At 66.6% G+C, this 20,662-nt stretch carries 18 protein-coding genes; 5 read left to right on the top strand and 13 right to left on the bottom strand.

Features of this window, described 5'->3' with window-relative positions:
• The first annotated feature begins 117 nt into the window (after positions 1 to 117).
• Positions 118 to 1,419, top strand: a complete 1,302-nt coding sequence (locus HBF26_RS04585; protein WP_167123553.1) for a translocase — start codon at positions 118 to 120, stop codon at positions 1,417 to 1,419.
• Here the strand turns inward: HBF26_RS04585 and HBF26_RS04580 are convergent.
• Genes HBF26_RS04580 through mtgA form a run of 3 tightly spaced genes read right to left on the bottom strand, consistent with a single transcriptional unit; the run spans position 1,404 to position 3,599 of the window.
• On the bottom strand, positions 1,404 to 1,832 hold the full coding sequence (locus tag HBF26_RS04580; RefSeq protein WP_167123551.1) for a CBS domain-containing protein: 429 nt from the start codon (positions 1,830 to 1,832) through the stop codon (positions 1,404 to 1,406). The genes HBF26_RS04585 and HBF26_RS04580 overlap by 16 nt on opposite strands.
• Before the next feature lie 46 nt (positions 1,833 to 1,878).
• A complete protein-coding gene (locus tag HBF26_RS04575) occupies positions 1,879 to 2,847 on the bottom strand; it encodes a glycosyltransferase family 2 protein (protein WP_167123549.1) in 969 nt (322 codons plus the stop codon).
• 11 nt (positions 2,848 to 2,858) lie between these two features.
• Positions 2,859 to 3,599: a monofunctional biosynthetic peptidoglycan transglycosylase gene (mtgA, locus tag HBF26_RS04570; RefSeq protein ID WP_167123547.1), complete on the bottom strand. Its 741-nt coding sequence runs from the start codon at positions 3,597 to 3,599 to the stop codon at positions 2,859 to 2,861.
• Between the two features lie 106 nt (positions 3,600 to 3,705).
• Here mtgA and hslO point away from each other — a divergent pair, with 106 nt between their 5' ends.
• Complete coding sequence (gene hslO / locus HBF26_RS04565) at positions 3,706 to 4,626, top strand: Hsp33 family molecular chaperone HslO (protein WP_338039627.1); 921 nt, start codon at positions 3,706 to 3,708, stop codon at positions 4,624 to 4,626.
• 105 nt (positions 4,627 to 4,731) lie between these two features.
• Here hslO and HBF26_RS04560 read toward each other — a convergent pair whose 3' ends face one another.
• Positions 4,732 to 7,596: an EAL domain-containing protein gene (locus HBF26_RS04560; RefSeq protein WP_240151213.1), complete on the bottom strand. Its 2,865-nt coding sequence runs from the start codon at positions 7,594 to 7,596 to the stop codon at positions 4,732 to 4,734.
• A gap of 295 nt (positions 7,597 to 7,891) precedes the next feature.
• Here HBF26_RS04560 and HBF26_RS04555 point away from each other — a divergent pair, with 295 nt between their 5' ends.
• Positions 7,892 to 8,836, top strand: a complete 945-nt coding sequence (locus tag HBF26_RS04555) for a hypothetical protein (protein WP_167123541.1) — start codon at positions 7,892 to 7,894, stop codon at positions 8,834 to 8,836.
• A gap of 108 nt (positions 8,837 to 8,944) precedes the next feature.
• On the opposite strand, the gene HBF26_RS04550 is transcribed toward HBF26_RS04555, so the two are convergent.
• From HBF26_RS04550 to HBF26_RS04530, 5 genes are all read right to left on the bottom strand, one after another.
• Positions 8,945 to 9,853: a DUF4097 family beta strand repeat-containing protein gene (locus tag HBF26_RS04550; RefSeq protein WP_167123540.1), complete on the bottom strand. Its 909-nt coding sequence runs from the start codon at positions 9,851 to 9,853 to the stop codon at positions 8,945 to 8,947.
• A 23-nt stretch (positions 9,854 to 9,876) separates the two neighbouring features.
• Complete coding sequence (locus HBF26_RS04545) at positions 9,877 to 10,290, bottom strand: hypothetical protein (RefSeq protein WP_167123538.1); 414 nt, start codon at positions 10,288 to 10,290, stop codon at positions 9,877 to 9,879.
• Complete coding sequence (locus tag HBF26_RS04540; protein WP_425482965.1) at positions 10,287 to 10,874, bottom strand: RNA polymerase sigma factor; 588 nt, start codon at positions 10,872 to 10,874, stop codon at positions 10,287 to 10,289. The genes HBF26_RS04545 and HBF26_RS04540 overlap by 4 nt, the downstream gene beginning before the upstream one ends.
• Before the next feature lie 222 nt (positions 10,875 to 11,096).
• Positions 11,097 to 12,887 carry a phosphoenolpyruvate carboxykinase (GTP) gene (locus tag HBF26_RS04535; protein ID WP_167123535.1) on the bottom strand — a complete coding sequence of 597 codons (1,791 nt, stop codon included), beginning with the start codon at positions 12,885 to 12,887 and terminating at the stop codon, positions 11,097 to 11,099.
• A 97-nt stretch (positions 12,888 to 12,984) separates the two neighbouring features.
• Entirely contained in the window at positions 12,985 to 13,575 is a 591-nt protein-coding gene (locus tag HBF26_RS04530; protein WP_167032374.1) for a TetR/AcrR family transcriptional regulator, read from the bottom strand.
• A 140-nt stretch (positions 13,576 to 13,715) separates the two neighbouring features.
• Here HBF26_RS04530 and HBF26_RS04525 point away from each other — a divergent pair, with 140 nt between their 5' ends.
• Positions 13,716 to 14,618, top strand: a complete 903-nt coding sequence (locus HBF26_RS04525) for an alpha/beta hydrolase (RefSeq protein WP_167123533.1) — start codon at positions 13,716 to 13,718, stop codon at positions 14,616 to 14,618.
• A gap of 5 nt (positions 14,619 to 14,623) precedes the next feature.
• The gene (locus HBF26_RS04520) at positions 14,624 to 17,095 is read left to right on the top strand and encodes an acyl-CoA dehydrogenase (RefSeq protein ID WP_167123531.1); all 2,472 of its coding nucleotides are present in this window, start codon (positions 14,624 to 14,626) and stop codon (positions 17,093 to 17,095) included.
• A gap of 193 nt (positions 17,096 to 17,288) precedes the next feature.
• On the opposite strand, the gene ptsP is transcribed toward HBF26_RS04520, so the two are convergent.
• The 4 genes from ptsP to rapZ are packed head-to-tail and all read right to left on the bottom strand — an operon-like array spanning position 17,289 to position 20,650.
• Positions 17,289 to 19,037: a phosphoenolpyruvate--protein phosphotransferase gene (ptsP, locus tag HBF26_RS04515; RefSeq protein WP_167123529.1), complete on the bottom strand. Its 1,749-nt coding sequence runs from the start codon at positions 19,035 to 19,037 to the stop codon at positions 17,289 to 17,291.
• Between the two features lie 34 nt (positions 19,038 to 19,071).
• A complete protein-coding gene (locus HBF26_RS04510; RefSeq protein WP_167031980.1) occupies positions 19,072 to 19,341 on the bottom strand; it encodes an HPr family phosphocarrier protein in 270 nt (89 codons plus the stop codon).
• Positions 19,334 to 19,726, bottom strand: a complete 393-nt coding sequence (locus HBF26_RS04505; RefSeq protein ID WP_167123527.1) for a PTS sugar transporter subunit IIA domain-containing protein — start codon at positions 19,724 to 19,726, stop codon at positions 19,334 to 19,336. Before HBF26_RS04505 ends, HBF26_RS04510 begins: the two co-directional genes overlap by 8 nt.
• A 42-nt stretch (positions 19,727 to 19,768) precedes the next feature.
• Positions 19,769 to 20,650 (bottom strand): RNase adapter RapZ, encoded by an 882-nt coding sequence (gene rapZ, locus HBF26_RS04500; RefSeq protein WP_167031986.1) that lies wholly within the window; start codon positions 20,648 to 20,650, stop codon positions 19,769 to 19,771.
• Positions 20,651 to 20,662: the final 12 nt, after the last annotated feature.

The following is a 20,662-nucleotide window of genomic DNA, read 5'->3' as shown; positions in this document are numbered from 1 at the left end:
CCTGGCATTGTCTTTTACTTCCCGCTCCGCGACAACGGATGGCCTCTTGACGACCCTGAACGAGCCACGTGGGCATGGTAGGCTTCCGACGCCGCTTTCACCGGACCGTGGGCCATCGTGAACCAGAGACCGAATGCCGCCCGCGGCGAGGCCAAGTCCCTCGCGCTATCGGTCATCTCCTTTTTCCTGATACTGACCTCCTACTACATCCTGCGCCCTGTGCGCGATCAGCTGGTGGGCGCGACGGGATCGTCGTCGTTACCCATGTTCTACGCCATCGTCTTCGTGGTGATGCTGGCGCTGACGCCGGTCTTCGGCTGGCTGGTGTCGCGCTTTCCGCGCCGGCGGGTGGTTCTGGGCAGTTACCTTTTCTTCGTCGCGTGTCTGATCGCCTTCGTGCCGGCCTTCGTGGCGCAGGACCGCATCGGGGCCGAGGCGTTGGGCCGGGTGTTCTTCGTCTGGCTTAGCGTCTTCAACCTTTTCGTGGTGTCGCTGTTCTGGAGCTTCATGGCGGACGTGTACCGGAGTCGGCAGGCGCGTCTCGTGTTCCCGTTCATCGCCTTTGGTGGCATGGCCGGTGCATTGGCCGGTCCGTTGCTCACCCGCCTCCTCGTCATGCGCCTGAATGTCCCCGCGATGCTCGTCGTGTCGGCTGTCGCGCTCCTGGCGGCTCTCGGTGCATTGCTTGCCCTCTCCACGCGAAACGGAGAGGACGATGCCGGCGACGGTACGCCGCTCGGAGGTTCATTCGTCGAAGGGGCGAAGGCGGCCGTGTCGCAGCCGTTCCTTCGCTACATGGCCCTGCTCATGTTGCTGAGCGACGGCATCGCCACCATGGCCTATGCCCTGATGGCCGACTACACGAAGGCTCATTTCACGGACAATGCCGTCCGCACCGCGTTTTACGCCGAACTGGATCTGTGGATCAACGGCCTTGGCGCGCTCCTTCAACTCACCCTTACGCCGCTGCTGATGCGCGGCCTCGGCACGGCATGGGCACTGGTGCTGCCGTCGGTCGTCAACTTCGGACTGCTCGCCTGGCTGGCCATGCACGGGGCGGGCAATGCGCTCCTGTTCGGTGTCGCCGTGCCCTTGATCGCCATCGTGCAGGTGGGAACGCGTGGCCTGACGTACGGGATGGCCAAACCCGCGGCGGACGCGCTCTACACGCGTGTGCCGCCCGAACTGCGCTACAAGGGCAAGAATTTCATCGAGACCACGGTATGGCGCCTTGGCGACCTGCTGGTCACCGGCGGCCTCCAGGGCCTTCACGCCATCGGCGTGGGTATCGCGGGCATCGGTGTCATCTGCGCCGGGCTTGCCGCCGTGGCGACGGAAGTGGCGAGGCGCGCCGCCACCTCGCCCGATCTCGAGCCGGAGTCGAGCGAGGCCACGAAGGCGGATCAGCCGACGATGTAGCTTTCCAGCTGGTTGATGGTTTCCCTCTGCTCGGAGATCGTCGCCTTCACCAGGTCGCCGATCGACACCATGCCCACGACACGGCCGCCGTCCAGCACCGGCAGGTGGCGCAGCCGGTTGTCGGTGCACAGCCGCATGCAGTCGTCCACGGAGGCATCGGGGCCGATGGTGACCACGCCCGGCGTCATGATTTCCGAGACCGGCGTTTCCCGCGACGAGCGATCCTTGAGAACGACCTTGCGTGCGTAATCGCGCTCGGAAATGATGCCCACCAGTTCGTCCCCCCGGATGACGGCGAGGGCGCCGACATTCTTGTCGGCCATCTGCTGGAGGGCGTCGTATACCGCGGCATCGGGTGCCACCGCGTAAACGGCGTTCCCCTTGGCTGCAAGAAGATGCTTGACCTGCTGCATGCTCGACTCCCGGGTTGGGCGCGGCCGCCGCCGCGGTACCCGCAGTTTACTCCCGACCCGCCTTGCCGGAGTCACCGCCACATGAAAGGCCGCCACGGCGCGATTCGATGTAGTAAAGCGGGCGGCGTTTAGCTTCGGCGTAGGTCCGTCCGATGTATTCGCCTATCACCCCCAGGGCGAGAAGCTGCGCCCCGCCGAGGAAGAGGATCACCACCATCAGTGTGGGATAGCCCCGCACAGGGTCGCCCCAGAGGAGCACCTTGAACATCACCCAGAGCCCGTACAGGAAGGCGAAGCCTGCGGCGGACACACCCAGCCAGGTGGCCATCCGCAGCGGCGCGGTGGAGAACGAGGTGATGCCCTCGATGGCCAGATTGGTCAGGCGCCAGTAGTTCCACTTGGTGTTGCCCGCGTGGCGGGCATCGCGATGGTAGGTGACCGACGTCTGCGGATAGCCGATCCAGGCGAACAGCCCCTTCATGAAGCGCTGCCGCTCGCGCAGACCTCGCATGGCCTCCACGGCGCGCCGCGAAAGCAGGCGGAAGTCGCCCGTGTCGCGGGGAAGGGGGGTGTCGGACAGCTTTTCCATCACCCGGTAGAACGCCGCGGACGTGAATTTTTTCGTGCGCGTCTCGCCGTCTCGTTCTCCGCGTGTGGCATACACCACGTCGTATCCGTCCAGCCACTGCGCGATCAGTTCGGGAATGAGCTCGGGAGGGTCCTGGAGGTCGGCGTCGATGACCACGACGGCATCGGCGTCGGCGGTATCCAGGCCCGCCGTCATGGCGGCCTCCTTGCCGAAATTGCGCGAGAGCCGCAGCGCCGCCACGCGCGGGTCTTCTTCGGCCAGCGCCACGACCATGGGCCAGGTTTCGTCGCTGCTGCCGTCATCCACGTAGATGACGCGGCATGCGGCATCGATGCCGTCGAGCACGCCAGCGAGCCGGGCGTGGAAAGTCCCGATGACCTGGGCTTCGTTGTAAGCGGGAACGACGACGGCGAGGGAAAACGACATAAGGGGTCTTCTCACCGGACACGCCCGGACACGGGCGCCGGTCGCGTGAGGTAAGCCGGGCCGCCAAGCTGCGCCGCCTGTCGCGCGATCCACTCCGCGCGGCGCTGCACGTAGGCACTGGGCGCATCGGCGTGGAAGCGGCGTGGATTGGGCAGCACCGCGGCAAGCCTTGCCGCCTGGGCCATGCCGAGCCGGTCGGGCGTGGTGTGGAAGAACGCTTCGCTGGCGGCGCCCACGCCGTAAACGCCGTCGCCGAGTTCCACGATGTTCATGTACACCTCGAGGATGCGTTGCTTCGGCCAGAAGGCCTCGATGAGCACGGTGAACCAGGCTTCCAGCCCCTTGCGCACGAAGCTGCGTCCGTTCCACAGGAACAGGTTCTTCGCCACCTGCTGGCTGATGGTGCTTGCCCCACGCAGGCGCTTGCCTTCGTCGGCGGCATCGATGGCGTCCTGGATCGCATCCACGTCGAACCCATGGTGGTAGGGGAATTTCTGATCCTCGCCAGCCACCATGGCAATGCCTACGTTTGGCGAGATGCGGTCCCACGGCACCCAGCGGTGGCGGAAGTGGAAATCCTCCTCGCCGTGCACGAGCGCCTCCGTTCGGCGTTCCATCATCATGGCGCTGGTCCAGGGAGGCACGAAGCGCAGCACGATGACGGCCAGGCAGGAGAGCACCACCCACGCGAGCAGCAGCAGGGCCAGCAGGCGGAGAATCCGGCGTATCGGCGAACGAGGCGTGGGACTCATAGCGGCGCTGTGACGAAGGATGGCGCAGTATAAGGGGCAAGTCCGCCGCAGGCTTGTCGGTGCCCGTGGGCGTCCCCATCTTCCGTCGGATCACCAGGAGACCGCCGTGACCGATTCCATCGTCGAAAACCTTGCCTCGGAAGACGTGCTGCACCGCTTCATGCTCGAGAAGGCGGGAGTGCGCGGCGTGCTGGTGCGACTGGGCGCCAGCTGGCACGAGATCGCCTCGCGCGCGGACTATCCCAGCGCGCTGCGCGACACGCTCGGCCAGGCGGTGGCCGCCAGCGCCCTGCTGACGGGAAATATCAAATTCGAGGGCGCGCTCTCGCTCGAATTCAAGAGCCAGGGCGCGTTGCGCCTGCTGTTCACCGAATGCACCGACAAGGGCCGCGTTCGCGGTCTGGCGCGATACGACGCCCAGGCACTGCCGCCGCAGGTCGAACTGGCCAGCCTGCCCGACGCCATGCTGGCCATCACCATCGGCCATGCGGAACGCGGCCGTTACCAGGGCGTGGTCAACCTCGAAGACACCGGCACGATCGGCGAGGCGCTCGAAAACTACTTCGAACGCTCCGAGCAGTTGCCGGCCCGTATCCTGCTGGCGGCCGACGGAAAGCACGCGGTCGGGCTCATGCTCCAGCCCGTGCCGGGCGAGGGCGGCCATGCGGCGGCGGAACAGGACGACGACGCCTGGGCCCGGGTCGGTCACCTCACCGCCACGTTGAGTGCCACCGAAATGCTTGCCACGCGTCCGGAGGAGCTGCTCTATCGCCTCTACCACGAAGAGACCGTGCGGCTGTACGAACCGAAGCCGCTGGCCTTCGGTTGCACCTGCTCGCAGGAGCGCGTGGAGGGCATGCTGCGTGCGCTCGGACGCGAGGAGGTGGAGGCCACGCTTCATGACAGGCAGGGCGAGATCGAAGTGATCTGCGAGTTCTGCGCCACTCGCTACATCTTCGATCGCGTGGACGCGGAGCGCCTGCTCACGCAGGTGGAAACCCCGCCCTCGCCCTCAACGCTCCAATAAGCGACATGTGGGAGCCGCTTCAGCGGCGAAAAGCCAACGAAGCGGCGTAGCGATAAGCCTCGTGCGCCTCCCCCTCGCCGCTGCAGCGACTCCTCAGGGACGGGATCACGCATCCAGCGACAGCGGCGAGCCGAGCCACTTGCTGGCCGGGGCCGGCTGGGCAAACAGGAAGCCCTGGCCGAATCGGCAACCGATGCGGCGCAGGACGCGCATCTGCGATTCGGTTTCGATGCCCTCGGCGATCACCTGCATGCGCAGCGAATCGGCCAGCGCCTGAATGGCGCGCACCACAGCCGTGCTGTGGGCCTCGTTGTCTTCGGACGGAAGCTCGGTCACGAAGGAGCGGTCGATCTTCAGTGTTTCAATCGGGTACTGGTGCAGGTAGCTGAGTGAGGAGTAGCCCGTGCCGAAGTCGTCCAGCGCGATGCCCACGCCATGGTTGCGCAGGTTTTCCAGGATGCGTTTGACCTGGGCGGGGTTCTCGAGCAGCGCGCGCTCCGTGACTTCCACGCGGATGGAGCGGGCCGGTACGTTGTGCTCCGCCAACAGGTCGAGCAGGCGCTGATCGAGGTCCGGGGAGCGGAAATGGCTGCCCGATACGTTGATGCTGAGGAAACCCTCGTCGCCCACCAGCGCACGCGCCTGCCGCGCCACCTGTTCGAAGATCTGCCAGTCGATGGCTTCGGAACAGCCCGTGTCTTCGGCCACGGCGAGGAATTCCCCCGGCGGCAGCAGGCCGCGCTCGGGATGGCGCCAGCGCAGCAGTGCCTCGTAACCGACGACGCGGCCGCTCTCCAGTTCCACGATGGGCTGGTAGAAGGGCACGAACTCGTTACGCGTGAGCGCCCGGCGCAGGTCGCCTTCCAGTTCGAGGAGGGAAAGCGCTTCGCGGCGCAGGCGATCGTCGAAGATGGCGGCGCGGTGGCGCCCCTCGTCCTTCGCGCGGTACATGGCCGAATCGGCGTCGCGGAGCAGTTCTTCCGGCCGTGTGTAATCGGGCGAGGGCAGCGCGATGCCGATGGATGCCGAGGTGAAGATTTCCTTCGCACCCAGCCGGAAGGGTGTCTGCAACTGGGCGATGATGCGTTCCGCGATGTGCGTGGCGGCCTGCGGGTCGACGATGCCCTCGACCAGTACGGCGAACTCGTCGCCGCCCAGGCGGGCGACCACGTCGCGCGTCTTCAGGCAGGCTCGGATACGGCCGCCGACCTGGAAGAGCAGGTCGTCTCCCACGAGGTGCCCCACGGAGTCGTTGATCACCTTGAAGCGGTCGAGATCGATGAAGAGCACGGCGAAGAGTTCGCCGGGATTCTCGCGGTAGTGGTTCAACGCCTGTTCGAGGCGCTGCAGCAGAAGGGTGCGATTCGGCAGGCCGGTGAGGGAATCGTGCAGGGTTTCGTACTTGAGGCGGCGCTCGACGCGCTCGCGCTCCGCAATCTGCTCGCGCAGGTCGCGATTGGCGAGTGCGAGTGCTCGCGTGCGCTCCGTGACGCGGCGCTCCAGGCTCGCGTAGGCCTGCTTCAGGGACTCGGTCGTGTACTTGCGCTGCAGCGCGTTCGCGATGTGATAACTGACGAAGGTCAGCAGTTCCTGATCGCGGGCGCTGTAGGTGTGTTCGGGCGTGTAGCTCTGCACCGCCAGCACGCCCATCGACTTCTCGTTCCAGATGAGCGGCACGCCAAGCCAGTGCAGCGAGCGGGCGCCGCTGGTGGAAAGCACCTGGTCGCGGTTGAGGCGGTCGATCTCGTCGCGGTCGGCCAGCAGGGCCTTGCCGTTGCGCAGCACGTACTCGGTGAGCCCGCGGCCGAGTTCGCGCGGCTCCCGCACGCCGTCGAGTTCGTCCACCGAATAGGGGAACGTGAGCTTGTTCTGGTCTTCCGACAACAGGGCGATATAGAAATTGCGCGCGTAGAGAAGACCGCCGATGACCCGGTGCACCGCTGCGTAGAAGTTCTCGATGCTGTCCGATGTGTTGGCCAGCTCCGCGATGCGGAAGAGCGCCGCCTGCAGGCGTTCGCCGCGCTGGCGCTGCAGAACCTGCTGGCGGAGCACGCGATTGGCCTCGCGCAGCGCGGCTGTGCGCGTGGTGACCCGGCGTTCCAGTTCCTCATGAGCCTGGCGCCGTTCCAGCGCCGTTTGCACGTGCTGCGCGACATAGGTGAGAAGATCGCGGTCGTTCTCCGTGTAGCGCGTATCGTCGCGGTAGCTCTGCACCACGAGCGCGCCCACGACGTCCTCGCCGCGCTTCATGGGCACGCCGAGCCAGTCGTCGCTGGGCGGGCCGATGTTCACCCGCGGACCCGGCAGGTTCTTTTCCAGATCGCTGCTGGCGCCCATCATGGAACGGCCACTGAGCAGCACGTGCCAGGTCAGCGTGTTCTCGATGGCCTCGATGGGACGTATGCCTTCCGGATCGGGAATGTCCTGATCCTCGGTGTCCACGAAATACGGGAAACGGACGGTGCGGTTCTGCGCGTCGTACAGAACGATGAAGAAGTTCTCAGCATACATGAGGCTGCCCACGATGCCGTGGAGCGCACTCATCATGTCCTTCATGTTGTGCTCGGCGCCCGCCTGCTCGGCAATGGCGTAGAGCGCGCGCTGCAGCCGCTCGGCGAGGGCGAGCCGGGAGATGGCCTCGTAGAGGTTCGCGGTTTCGGCGAGCTGTCGCAGGCGGGCGGACGAAAGGCGGCCGAGCCAGGACAGCATGTCGGCCCAGGCGGCCAGGTCCGCTTCCGGTGCCGCGATCTCCAGACTTCGCTCGTTCTGCGGATCGACCGCCAGTTCCAGCAGCCCCGGGCGGGTGGGAATCGCGTCGGCGTCCGCGCGCCAGTCCACTTGCGCCCCGGCAATGAGGCAGTGCACGAAGGCCTCGCATTCGGTGCGTACCGCTTCGGCGTCCGCGGCACGGAGCAGCCGCTCCAGGGCGTGCTGCAACGGCTCCATCTCGCCGAAACCAGGCGCCTGCATAGTCGGGCTTTGGGATGAAACGGAGGTCATCGCCTGGCGGGGTTCCGGTCGTGTTTCATTCAGTCTATATGCGTTGTCGCAACCGCGCGATGGGGCGGTCGTGGCCCTGTCGCCCGACCCTTGCCCCTAATCGGCGGACGGTTCCTTAATCGTGGTCAACGGCAGCCGATACGTTTCCTGAAGCCGGCCTCCCAGGGGTGTTAGTAAAAAGTAAAATGGGATACACTCGATCCCGTCCCCGGCCTGGCTGAAGCCGGGGCCTCGGGGAATTTCAGCCGCTGCCGACAGACTATCCATGCGCAGATCCTTACTCACCATGCTCCTGTTGATGCCGTTCGCCACGGCAGGACAGGCTGCGCCGGTGATTTCGGACGCGGCGCCGCCCCTCCTGGGCGCCAGCGCGGACGACCAGCAGGACGCTTCCGGCCTCGTGCCTGGGAGCGACGAGCAGGGGCGCGGGCTCAGCCTTTCGGCCAGCGACCGGCCGGATCAGGCCCGGCCGCTGGCGCTCAACCCGGTCGGGGCGGGCCCGTTTCTTTCCAGCGGCCTCCAGTACGACCTCGGCCCCCGCGTGCAGGCCCATGCCAACGTCAGTGGCCAGGGCTGGATCAATTCGTCCGAGTCGTGTGGCGCTTCGGCAGCAAAGACCGATCGCTGCAGCTCCCCCGGCGCGCCGCCCCGCATCGTCGGAAGTGAAGTCGGCGCCACCTACCGCGGCACAGGCTACAGCGTCGGCGTCGGTGTCGGTTCCAGCCGGCCGACCGGTACGGGCGCCGGGTTGCCTCGCGTGCTACCCGGTCTTGCCACGGCTTCCGGCCTTCCTTTCGGGGCGTTGTCGTCCAGTACCGAACTCAATGCGCATGGCCGTGTCGACCTCGGCGCGCGCAGCGGCATCGATCTCGGCGCGAGCATCGGTCGCATCCGGCTCCTGCCGGGTAATCTTCTCGGCATCGGTTCCGTGGACCAGAAGGCGCTGAGCTTCGGTGTCGATCGTGGCCCGCTTTCCGGCTCGATCACAGGCCGCACCATGCAGCCCGAAGCCACCGCTGTGAACGGCCTGAACCCGGATCGCCGTTGGAGCGCCATCGATCTCGGCGTCACCTGGCGCCTGCCGTGGCGGGGTGAGCTCTCGGTGGGCGCGCAGAACGTATGGTCGTCGGGCAATGCGCCCAGCAGCCCGGCCGGCCCCGAGCCCGACCAGTCGCGCACGCCGTACGTGCAGTATCACCAGGATTTGTAGCCCCCGGTGTGGGAGCCGGCTATGCCGGCGATCCCGCGGCAGCGGGCAAGCTAGCTGCGAGCACCATCGCCGCTGAAGCGGCTCCCACAGAGAAGCGCCCGCGCAGCCTCAGCGGCTCGTGTTGCGCACGCGCACGTCGCCGCTGAACGACTCGACGTGGATGTTGCCGGCGCCGCCGCCGATCGTCGTCTTCAGTTCCTTGCCCGGACCGTCTTCGCCTTTCGAGGGGCTGCCCCAGTCGCTGCGCAGATCGCCGCTGAAGGTGGAGGCTTCGAGGTGGGCGGACGTGCTTGGGGGCAACTGGATCTGCACGTCGCCGCTCATCGAGTCGACGTCGATCTTGCCGCCCTCGACCACGCTGCCGTTGATCTGCGTGTCGCCCGACACCGTGCTGAAGTTCGCCTCCTTCCAGGGGCCGCCGCCGATGGTCATGCGGCCGGACACCGTCTGTGCGTCGATCTTGTCGCTCACGTTCGGGGCCGTGATGTCACCGGAGACCGTCTGCAGGTCGGCGCGTCCCGCGCGGCCCGCGAGGTCGATCGTGCCGCTGACGGTCTGCATGCTGACCTCGGGAGAACGCAGGTTGGCGCGAATGCGTCCACTGACGGATTCCACGTCGATCTTGCCGCCGTCGAGGCCGTCGATGCTGACCGGCGCGCTGACCACGTTGATGTCCACTGCCACAGACCGGGGCACCCGCACATTGAGGATGGTGGGCTGCATGCTGGAGTCGTTGCCCCAACTGAACCACCGGCCCTTCTTCTCGTCGCCTTCGACACGGATGTCGACGTTGCGCTCGTCGCCTTCGATCTCCAGCGGCCGCGCACCGTCGCCCAGCGTGCCGGACACCTGCACCTGGTTCTTGTCCCAGGCGGTGACGGTGACCTCGCCCTTGACGTTTTCGATGCTGACGCGGGCGTTGGGGCGAATGTCTTTCGAGAGGTTGATCGGCGTCGAGGCAAAGACCTCGCCGATCGACAGCGCCAGCAGCAGGGGAGTGAAATAGAGCGTTTTCATGGGGAGTGTCCTGGCTGTTCGCGTTAGCTGGCTTGCTTGTCGAGATTACGAAGACGATTGCGCTGGCGCTCGGTGCGCAGCAACAGGCGTTGCAATGCGGCCGAATCCGGGGAGTCCTGCATGGCCTGGGTGAGTTCCATGCGTGCGGCGTCGAGTTCCACTGCCGCGCCGGTGAGACGCGGATCGGAAGGCTTCCATGGCGCCGCGCTGGCCACGGTATGCGACTCGGGCGCGACCAGGTGCAGGCCAAGCCCGCCGCCGAGTACCGCCACGCCGGCGATGGCCGCGGCCATCAACCAGGGCCGCGCACGATACTGGCGGCGAGGCGCCGCCCCGGCGTCGTCGAGCCGCGCCTCGATACCCGCCCACAGGTCGCGGTGCGGGACAACAGGGCGATTGATGGAGCGCATCTGGCGCAGGTAGTCGAGTTCGTTCATGGCTTGTCTCCCAGCGCGCGCCGAAGCAGGCCGCGCGCGCGATGCAACTGTGCTTTCGAGGAACCCACCGCCATCGACAGTTCGACGGCGATTTCCTCGTGTTTCCATCCTTCCACGTCGTGCAGCACGAGGACGGCCCGGGCGCGCGGCGGCAATGCCGCGATCGCCTGTTCCAGTTCCTCGCGCTCGAAGGCGCGAACGGGATTGTCGGTGTCCGTGATGTCCGGAAGCTGGTCGTCGGCCACAATGTTGACCGGGTCGGCGTTGCGGGCGCGTATGGACATGAGCGCCACGTTCACCGCGAGCCGGTACACCCAGGTGCCGAAGGCGCTTTCGAAGCGAAACCCCTCGAGCTTCTGCCAGGCGCGCACGAAGGCTTCCTGGGTGAGATCTTCGGCGCGGGCATGGTCGAACGCCGCGAGGCGCAGCACGGCGCCGTAAACGCGGTCGGCGTGCCGGCGATAGAGGGTTTCGAAGGCCTTGCGGTCGCCGGCCACGGCCGCGCGCACGATGTCGTCGTCCGACGATGCGGCGGGCAGCTCAGGCTGCATGAAGGACGTGGCGGCGAGGCATAGGGCGTTCATCTTGCCAGCTTGGATGCCGGCAGGGGACAAACGGTTTAAGCAAGGATTGCGCCCTCATCGCCGCTGGAGCGGCTCCCGCACAAAGCTGCAGGCCTGTGAAGAAACCTTTTTGCTTGGTGAGGACTCCTGTGGGAGCCGGCTAGGCCGGCGATCCCGCGGCAGCGGGCAAGCTTGCCGCGAGCACCCATCGCCGCTGAAGCGGCTCCCACAGTAGTTCGACGATCAGGCCACGCTGGCCTTTGGGCGGATCACGGCGGCGTCCAGGGCCTTGCTGACCTTCAGGCGTTCGGCTTTCAGCTTCTCCGGCATGCGCGTCCCGAAGCCGTCCAGGTACAGGGCGATGGCGCTCAGTTCTTCCTGCCAGCCTTCCACGTCCACGCGCAGCAACTCGTCCACGACGCCCGGCGAGATATCCAGGCCATCCAGGTTCAGTTCGTGCTTCGCGGGCAGGATGCCGATCGGCGTGTCGACGCCCTTGGCCGAACCCGTCACGCGCTGGATCATCCAGTCGAGGACGCGCAGGTTGTCGCCATAGCCCGGCCACATGAACTGACCGTCGCGGTCCTTGCGGAACCAGTTGACGTGGAAGATGCGGGGCAGCCTGGCGCCCGGCTTGTCGAACGACAGCCAGTGGGCGAAGTAGTCGGCGAAGTTGTAGCCGCAGAACGGCTTCATCGCCATTGAATCGCGACGGAGCACGCCCACGGCACCCGTGGCGGCGGCCGTCGTTTCCGAACCCATCGCGGCGCCGACGAGGACGCCGTGCGCCCAGTCCTTGGCCTCGAACACCAGCGGCACCAGCGACGGGCGGCGACCGCCGAAGACGATCGCGGAGATCGGCACACCGGTGGGCGCTTCGGACTCGGGAGCCCAGCTCGGGCACTGCTTCGCACTGACCGTGAAGCGCGCGTTCGGATGTGCGGCCGGGCCGTTGGCGGGATCGTACGGGCGGCCCTGCCAGTCGATGACCGGCTCGCCTTCGCCCAGGCCTTCCCACCATGCGGCGTTGTCGGCCGTCACGGCCACGTTGGTGAAGATCGCATCCTGGCCGAGCGTGGTGAGGGCCGAGGGATTGGTCTTGGCGCTGGTGCCCGGGGCGACGCCGAAATAACCGGCCTCCGGGTTGATCGCCCACAGGCGGCCGTCTTCGCCGGGTGTCATCCAGCAGATGTCGTCACCGACGGTCCAGACCTTCCATCCCGCCTTGCGATAGCCCTCGGTCGGAATGAGCATGGCGAGGTTGGTCTTGCCGCAGGCGGACGGGAAGGCGGCGGCGATGTAGTGCTTTTCGCCCTGCCGATTTTCGATGCCCACGATGAGCATGTGTTCCGCGAGCCAGCCTTCGCGACGGGCCTGGTGGCTTGCGATGCGCAGCGCATGGCACTTCTTGCCCAGGAGGGCGTTGCCGCCGTAGCCCGAACCGATCGACTTGATCGACAGTTCCTCGGGGAAATGCATGATGAAGCGGCGCTCCGGATCGAGGTCGCCTGTGGAATGCAGCCCCTTCACAAAGCTGCCGTCGCGTTCGATGCGGGCCAGGGCCGGCTGACCCATGCGGGTCATGATGCGCATGTTGGCCACCACATAGGGGCTGTCGGTGATCTCCACGCCGCACCGCGCGATCGGCGAGTCGATCGGGCCCATGCAGTAGGGAATGACATACATCGTGCGGCCGCGCATGGCGCCGGCGAACAGCGCGTCGATTTTCGCGTGGGCTTCCGCGGGCGCCATCCAGTGATTGTTGGGGCCGGCGTCTTCTTCTTCCGGCGTGCACACGAACGTGAGGTGTTCCACGCGCGCCACGTCGGAAGGATGCGAACGATGCAGGTAGCTACGCGGATGCTTCTCGGCATTCAGCGGAAGCAGGTCCCCGCTGGCCAGCATCGTGGTGACGAGTTCGGCGTACTCCGCGTCGGAGCCGTCGCACCAGTGGATGGCCGCGGGTTCCGTGAGCCGGGCGACGTCGTCGACCCATCGATTCAATGCTTCCAGTGAACTGCCGTGCGAACGCATCCTTGGTGGTCTCCAGTTAAACGCAAGCGGAGACAGTAGTTTGCGATTCCTGGTATTGGCAAGGTACGGCGCAGCAAAACGCCGTTGCCGTTCAGGATCAGTCGTTCGATTTCGCGGGCGTGAGCGTGGCGATCATGTGCTCGACGTAGGCGTCGAACTCGTCGTGCGAAATCCGCGGAAGGCCGAGCGTGAAGTTCAGCTGCAGGAAACCGACGTACGCGGCATAGGTGAGCCGGGCCCGATGAAGGGCCACCACCGGTTCCAGTCCGGCTTCCGTGTACATGCGGGTGAGGAAGTCGATACGCCGCTGGGACACGCGCGACATCACCGGAATGACCTGCGGATGATCGAGTGCCTTGAGCAGCGCGGCGTAGACGCGGTGGGGCTGCATCTCGTGGGCTACGCGGCGGAACAGTTCCGGCAGGCGCTTGCGCGGATCCGGGATGCGTTCGATCTCCGCCAGCACTTCGCGTTCGCCGTACTCTTCCCAGCGTTCCAGTGCGGCCTGTAGCAGCGCCTCGCGGGTTCGGAAGTGCCAGTAGAAGCTGCCCTTGGTGACGCCCAGACGCCGGGCCAGGGCCTCGACCGCGACCGCGCCGACGCCTTGCTCGGCGATGAGGGCCAGGGCACCGTCTTCCCAGTCTTCGGCGGAAAGGCGGACTCGTTCGTTCTTCGCACCATCGTTCATCGACGCATGGTAGCCGAGACTGCCGCGTTTGCAATCGGTCGCCGCCGGGCGATGTTGCATAAGACCTTGACTTGGCTGCCCTTACCTGACCGTACGCGGGCGTATTGACGCACCCTTTCGGTCGTTACATACTCGGCCGTATGGTTGTCGACTCCATTCATGTCTCCAGAGCCCGTGCGAGCCTCGTCTCGTTCGACGGCCTCGCCATCGCTACCGAACGCTGGCGCGGCGAACGCTCGCCGTCCCTGGTATTTGCGCACGGCTTCGGCCAGACCCGCCATGCATGGCAGGGCGCCGCCCGGGCACTGGCGGCCGATGGGTTCGATGCCACGACATTCGACGCGCGTGGCCACGGGGAAAGCGAGCGCATGCCGCGCGGCGATTACCACATGGAACAGTTCGTCGGCGACCTGCTGGCCGTGGCGCGCGAAGCGGCCTCGGCGGACGGCAGCCCTCCGGTACTCGTAGGCGCCTCCATGGGCGGTCTGCTTGGCCTGGTAGCCGCCGGCGAGACGGCCGAAGATGCCGTGCCGCCTTTTTCCGCATTGGTCCTGGTGGACATCACTCCCCGCTGGGAAACGGCGGGAGTGGAACGTATCCTCGGATTCATGCGCGCCCATCCGCGAGGCTTCGCAAGCTACGACGAGGCCGCCTCGGCCATCGAGGCGTACCTCCCGCATCGCCGTGAGCGCAAGACGGAATCCCAACTGAAGCCGCTGCTCCGCCAGGATGGCGACGGGCGGCTCCGCTGGCACTGGGACCCGGCCTTGCTCGACGGCGTGGTGCAGGAAAGCGAGCGCTACCAGCCGCGTCTGTTCGAGGCGGCCGCCCGGGTGAAGGTGCCGGTGCTGCTTCTCTCCGGTGCCCGTAGCGATGTGGTGTCCAGCCATACCGTCGAAGAATTCCTTCGCCTCGTGCCGCATGCGCGTCACGTGGTGCTGCCCGACGCCACCCACATGGTGGCCGGCGACGCGAACGACGCGTTCACGCGCGAAGTCGCGAGTTTCATGCATACCCTTAGCCATCCGACTGTGACGAGGTGATACCGATGTCTGCGATCCTGGTTGTACTGGCGGCGCTCATCGCCTCCGGTGCCTGTGCCTACCACCGCACGTCCCTGAAGACGTGGGCCATCGCGACGGCGGTGACGATCCTCGTCGTCGGCTTCCTCGCCGGTGCGCCGGTGACCACCGTCGTGCTCCTCGTTCTGCTGGGGCTCGTCGCGGTGCCCCTGCTGATGGTGGATTTCCGCCGCAAGAAGATCAGCGCCCCGCTGCTCTCGATGTTCGCGAAGGTCACGCCGAAGCTGTCCGATACCGAGCAGACCGCTCTCGAGGCGGGCACCGTCGGTTTCGAAGGCCAGCTTTTCTCGGGCAAGCCCGATTGGTCGCAGCTGCTTCGTCAGCCGAAGCCGGAGCTCTCGACCGAAGAGCAGGCCTTCCTCGACGGCCCCGTCGAAGAGCTCTGCGCCATGATCGACGACTGGCAGATCACGCACGAGCTGGCCGACCTGCCGCCGAACGTCTGGGAGTTCATCAAGAAGAACAAGTTCTTCGGCATGATTATTCCGAAGAGCTACGGCGGCCTCGGCTTTTCGGCGCTGGCGCATTCGGCGGTGCTGCAGAAGCTGTCCAGCATGTCGCAGACGCTGGCCTCCACCGTCGCCGTGCCGAACTCGCTTGGCCCAGGCGAGTTGCTGATGCACTACGGCAGCGAGGAACAGAAGAACCATTACCTGCCGCGGCTCGCCGACGGTCGCGAGATCCCGTGTTTCGCGTTGACGGGCCCGTATGCCGGTTCCGACGCCACGTCGATCCCGGATTTCGGCATCGTCACGAAGGGCATGTGGAACGGCGAGGAAACCGTCGGCATCCGCCTCACCTTCGACAAGCGCTACATCACCCTGGCGCCGGTGGCGACCATCGTCGGCCTCGCCTTCCGCATGTACGACCCGGACAAGCTGCTGGGCGACAAGGAAGACCTCGGCATCACGCTGGCGCTGCTGCCGCGCGAAACCCCGGGGATGGAGATCGGCCGCCGCCACTTCCCGCTGAACACGCCGTTCCAGAACGGCCCCGTCCACGCGAAGGACATGTTCGTTCCCCTGTCCGTGCTGATCGGCGGCCCGCACATGGCCGGCCAGGGCTGGCGCATGCTGGTCGAATGCCTCTCCGTGGGCCGTGCCATTTCGCTGCCGTCGAACGCCACCGGCGCCTCGCGCATGGCGGTGGCCGCCACCGGTGCGTATGCACGCATGCGCAAGCAGTTCGGCCTCGCCATCGGCCGCTTCGAGGGTGTGGAGGAAGCGCTGGCCCGCATCGGCGGACTCACCTATGCAACGCAGGCACTCTCGCGCGCCACGGCAGCCGCCGTGGATCGCGGCGAAAAGCCCGCGGTTCCCTCGGCGATCGCGAAGTACCACGCCACCGAATGGTGCCGCCAGATCGCGTCGGACGCCATGGACGTCCACGGCGGCAAGGGCGTGATCCTCGGCCCGAAGAACTACATGGGCCGCGGCTGGCAGAGCGTGCCCATCGCCATCACGGTGGAGGGCGCGAACATCATGACGCGCAGCCTCATGATCTTCGGGCAGGGCGCCATCCGTTGCCATCCTTATGTGCTGAAGGAAATGCAGGCGCTGAACATCGCGGACTATCGCGAGCGCCTGAAGACCTTCGACGACGCACTGTTCGGTCACATCGGTTTCGGTTTCTCCAACGCGGTGCGCAGCTTCGTGCTGGGCATCACCGCGGCGAAGATCGGCGACACGGCTGGCGATGCGTACACCCGCCGCTACTACCGCAAGCTCAACCGCTACTCGGCCGCGCTGGCGCTTTGCGCCGACGTGTCGATGGGTGTGCTCGGCGGCAAGCTGAAGTTCAAGGAGAAACTGTCGGCCCGTCTCGGCGACACGCTGTCGTATCTGTACATCGCCAGCGCCATGCTGAAGCGCTACGAAGACACCGGCCGTCCGGAAGCGGATCGTCCGCTGCTGGCCTGGGCGTTCCACGAATGCGTGTGGAAGATGCAGATGGCGCTGGACGGCGTCATCCGCAACTTCCCGGTGCGTCCGGTGGCCTGGCTGCTGCGCGCCCTGGTCTTCCCGTTCGGCCGCCGCGAGGTTCCGCCGTCGGATCGCCTGGGTCGTCGCGTCGCCGCGCTCATCACGGCACCGAGCGAAGCCCGCGATCGCCTCATCTCCTGGACTTACATGGCGCCCACCGCGAACAACACCGTGGGCCGCATGAACAAGATCCTCCCCGACGTGATCGCGGCGGAGCCCGTGGAGCGCAAGTTCCTCAAGGCGTTCAAGGGCGGCCAGCTGCGCTCGCACACGTACAACGAGCAGCTGGCGGAAGCCGAGAAGCTCGGTGCCATCACGGCCGCGGAGCGAGAGCTCCTGCAGCGCGTGCGCGACGGCGTGGCCGAGTTCATCTCGGTGGACGATTTCGACAGCGAGGAATTGCGGGCGAATGTCGTGCGCAACGCCGAAACGATGAAGTCGATCCGCGCAGCGTAATCAGCGGGGAAGTGAGAGAAAGGGCCGCGAGCAATCGCGGCCCTTTTTTTGTTCTTTGTGGGAGCCGGCTATGCCGGCGATCCCGCGGCAGCGGGCACTCTCGCGAGCACGTATCGCCGCTGAAGCGGCTCCCACAGCAGCCGTCGTCCTTGTCGGTATCGCTTGGGCAAACGACCTCGATATTCGGAAGACGTCAGGAACAGCCGTCCTGCTTCGCCACGACATCGAGCAGGCGTGCTTCCACTTCGTCCCGCGTGTGCGCGCGGAACAGGCGCGGCGCTGCGCGGCGGAGCGCCCCGCAGTCGAGCGAGGTGAGGCGGTCGCGCACCTGGAGCAACTGGCCGGGGTGCATGCTGAATTCCTCCAGGCCCATGGCAAGGAGGAGGGCGGTGAACTGGGTGTCGCCGGCGATTTCGCCGCAGAGGCTTACCGGCTTCTTCGCGCGGCGGGCGCTGGCGATCACGTGTGCGATGAGGCGCAGGAACGCGGGTTGCAGCGGATCGTAAATGCCGTCAAGCGCGTCGTTGTTGCGGTCCGCAGCCAGCACGTACTGCGCGAGATCGTTCGTGCCGATGGCGAGGAAGTCGGCCTTCGCGAGGATCGACGTGACGCCGATCGCCGCCGCCGGCACTTCGATCATGGCACCGATGTCCAGGCGCTCCGGGAGCTCTTGCCCCTGCCGTGAAAGATCCTCGCGAGCCCTCTTGATGAGAGTGCGCACGGCGGCGAGTTCGCCGAGGTGCGTGACCATCGGTACCAGGATGCGCACCGGGCCGTAGCAGGCCGCGCGCAGGATGGCGCGCAACTGCACGCTGAAGATGTCGGGGTAGCGAAGCGACAGGCGGATGCCCCGCACGCCCAGCGCGGGATTGTCTTCGCCGCGCAGCGCCAGCCCTGCGGCGTCCGCCTTGTCGGCGCCGAGGTCCAGGGTGCGGATGGTGACCGGCAGGCCGCCCATGCCCAGCACGACGTCGCGGTAGGCCGCGAATTGCTCGTCTTCGGAAGGCAGGCCGCGTTGGCGCAGGAACAGGAACTCGGAACGATAGAGACCGATGCCGTCGGCGCCTCGCGACCGGGCGAGGGTGACGTCGCCGGCCAGTTCCGCGTTCGCGTACAGGCGCACGTGCGCGCCGTCGCGCGTGAGCGTGGGCGCCGTGGCGAGCGCGGCCAGGCGCCGACCTTCCGCGGCGGCCTGTCGCTGCCATTGCCGGTAGCGCGCGAGGTCCTGCGCCGTGGGATGCACGATGACCTCGCCGTGCTCCGCGTCGATCAGTACGAGGTCGTCGTCGTTGATGGTGGCGAGCGCATCGCGCGTGCCCACGAGCATGGGGATGTTGAAACTGCGCGCGAGAATGGCGCTGTGCGAATAGATGCTGCCGGCGCTCGCAATGACGCCGAGCATGCCCTGGCCCGCCATGCCCGCCATGTCGGCCGGTGCGATGGTGTCGCTCACGACGATCTCGCCCACGCGGGCGGCAAGCTTGCGCTCCTCACGGCTGGACTGCTGGTTCAACGCCGACATGACGCGCCCGATGACCTGGTCGATGTCCTCGCCCCGGCTCTTCAGGTAGGGGTCGTTCATGGTGTCGAACACGGCCGCAAGGCGATCGCGCTGCATCTTCAGCGCGGCGCTGGCGGTGTAATGGCCCACGGAGACAAGATCGTCCAGGCCGCGCAGGAGTTCTTCGTCGTCGAGGAGGAGGCTGTGCGCGTCGATGAAGTCGCCCACTTCCCGGGCGAGCGCCCCGTGCAACTTGCCGCGCAGTTCGCGCAACTCGGTGCGTGCGGTATCGATGGCCTTGTGCAGGCGCTCGATTTCCGGGCCGACCTCGGCGTCTTCGAGCATCCGCATGTCGACCATGAGCAGGCTCGGCTGGACCAGACGGGCCCGTCCGAGGGCCATGCCCCTGGCGGCGGGTGTACCGGTCAGCACCAATCTCATAGAGGCTCCCTACACGGCAGGCGAGTCGGCATGGTCAGGCGCCTTCGTCGAACTTGCGGTCGAACAGATCGACGACGGCGGCGACGGCCTGCTCGGCGTCCTCACCTTCGGCGCGCACGGTGAGGGAGGTGCCCATGCCGGCAGCCAGCATCATGACGCCCATGATGCTCTGCGCATTGACCTCGCGTCCCTTGCTGACGAGCCAGACCGTCGACTTGAACCCCGCGACCAGCTGCACGAGCTTGGCCGATGCGCGTGCATGCAGGCCGAGCCGGTTCGATACCACGATGTCACGTTCAAGCATGGTCGATGAAGATCCCTCCGCGACCGCCGCTGGCCGCGATTTCGGCCAGTTCGGGAAGCGATTTTTCCGAATAGTTGAGTACGCGAAGCAGCATCGGCAGGTTGAGGCCGGACACGCAACGCAGGTGCACGCCGAGTTCGCTCAGCGAGAGGCCGATATTGCAGGGTGTGGCGCCGTAGAGGTCGGCGAGCACCAGCACGCCGTCGCCGTGGTCGAGTTCACGGGCATGCCGTGCGGTGAGCGTGCGCATGACGTCGGGATCCGCGCTGGGCGGCACCTCGACGGCGTCGACGTCCAGCGGCAGCTTCGGCATCACGTGGCGCGCGGCGGAAATCAGCGCCTTGCCCACGGCCTCGTGGGTCATGAGGAGCACCCCGACGGTCATGGCCCGGTGTCTCGCTGCGGCTGGTGGGATCCGTGGGTCATGTCACTCGAGTTCGCGATGGAAGGTAAGGACGTTGCCGCGTTCCGAGCGGAAATGCTGGGCCAGCTTCTCGACCAGGTAGACCGAGCGATGGCGTCCGCCGGTGCAGCCGATCGAGACGGTGACGTAGCTCCGGTCTTCACCGTCGAAGCGCGGCAGCCAGGTATCGAGCCACCGTGCGACGTCGTCATAGTACTCGCCCACGAGCGGGTTCGCGTCGAGGAACTCCCGCACCGGGAGGTCCTTGCCGGAGAACGGCCGCAGGCGGGGATCCCAGTGCGGATTGGGGAGGCAGCGCGCGTCGAAGACGAAGTCGGCGTCCGAGGGCAGGCCGCGGCGGTAGGCGAACGACTCGAACAGAAGTGTGGTGCCGTCGGACGCCGCGGCGTAACCGGTGGCGAAAAGACGGCGCAACTGGTGCACGTTCAGGTCGCTGGAATCGATGACCTTTTCCGCGATGGAAACCAGGGGCCGCAGCAGCTTCCGTTCCTGCGCGATCGAATCGGCCAGCGACAGCTTCTCGGCCGCGAGCGGGTGGCGGCGGCGCGTTTCCGAATAGCGCTTGATCAGCACGTCGTCGCGGCTGTCGAGGAAGATGAGGTGCACGTGCACGCCGGCCGTGGACAGCTCGGACAGCACATGCGGCATACGCGCCAGATCGATCCGGCGGTTGCGCACGTCCACGCCCACGGCGATGCGTCGGCGCGGACCGTGTTCGCCCTGGCTCACCGCAGCGACCAGTTGCGGGATGAGTTCCGCGGGCATGTTGTCCACGCAATAGAACTCGAGGTCTTCCAGGGCACGCAGGGCCACGGTCTTGCCGCCGCCGGACATGCCGGTAAGCACGACCAGGTGGATGGCGTCGGGCTCGACGATGGGGCTCATGACTTCGTCGAT

This window comes from Luteibacter jiangsuensis (assembly GCF_011742555.1).
In the GTDB taxonomy this organism is placed as follows: domain Bacteria; phylum Pseudomonadota; class Gammaproteobacteria; order Xanthomonadales; family Rhodanobacteraceae; genus Luteibacter; species Luteibacter jiangsuensis.
The sequence above is the reverse complement of the archived record's forward strand: the minus strand, read 5'-3'. Positions and strand labels throughout refer to the sequence as shown.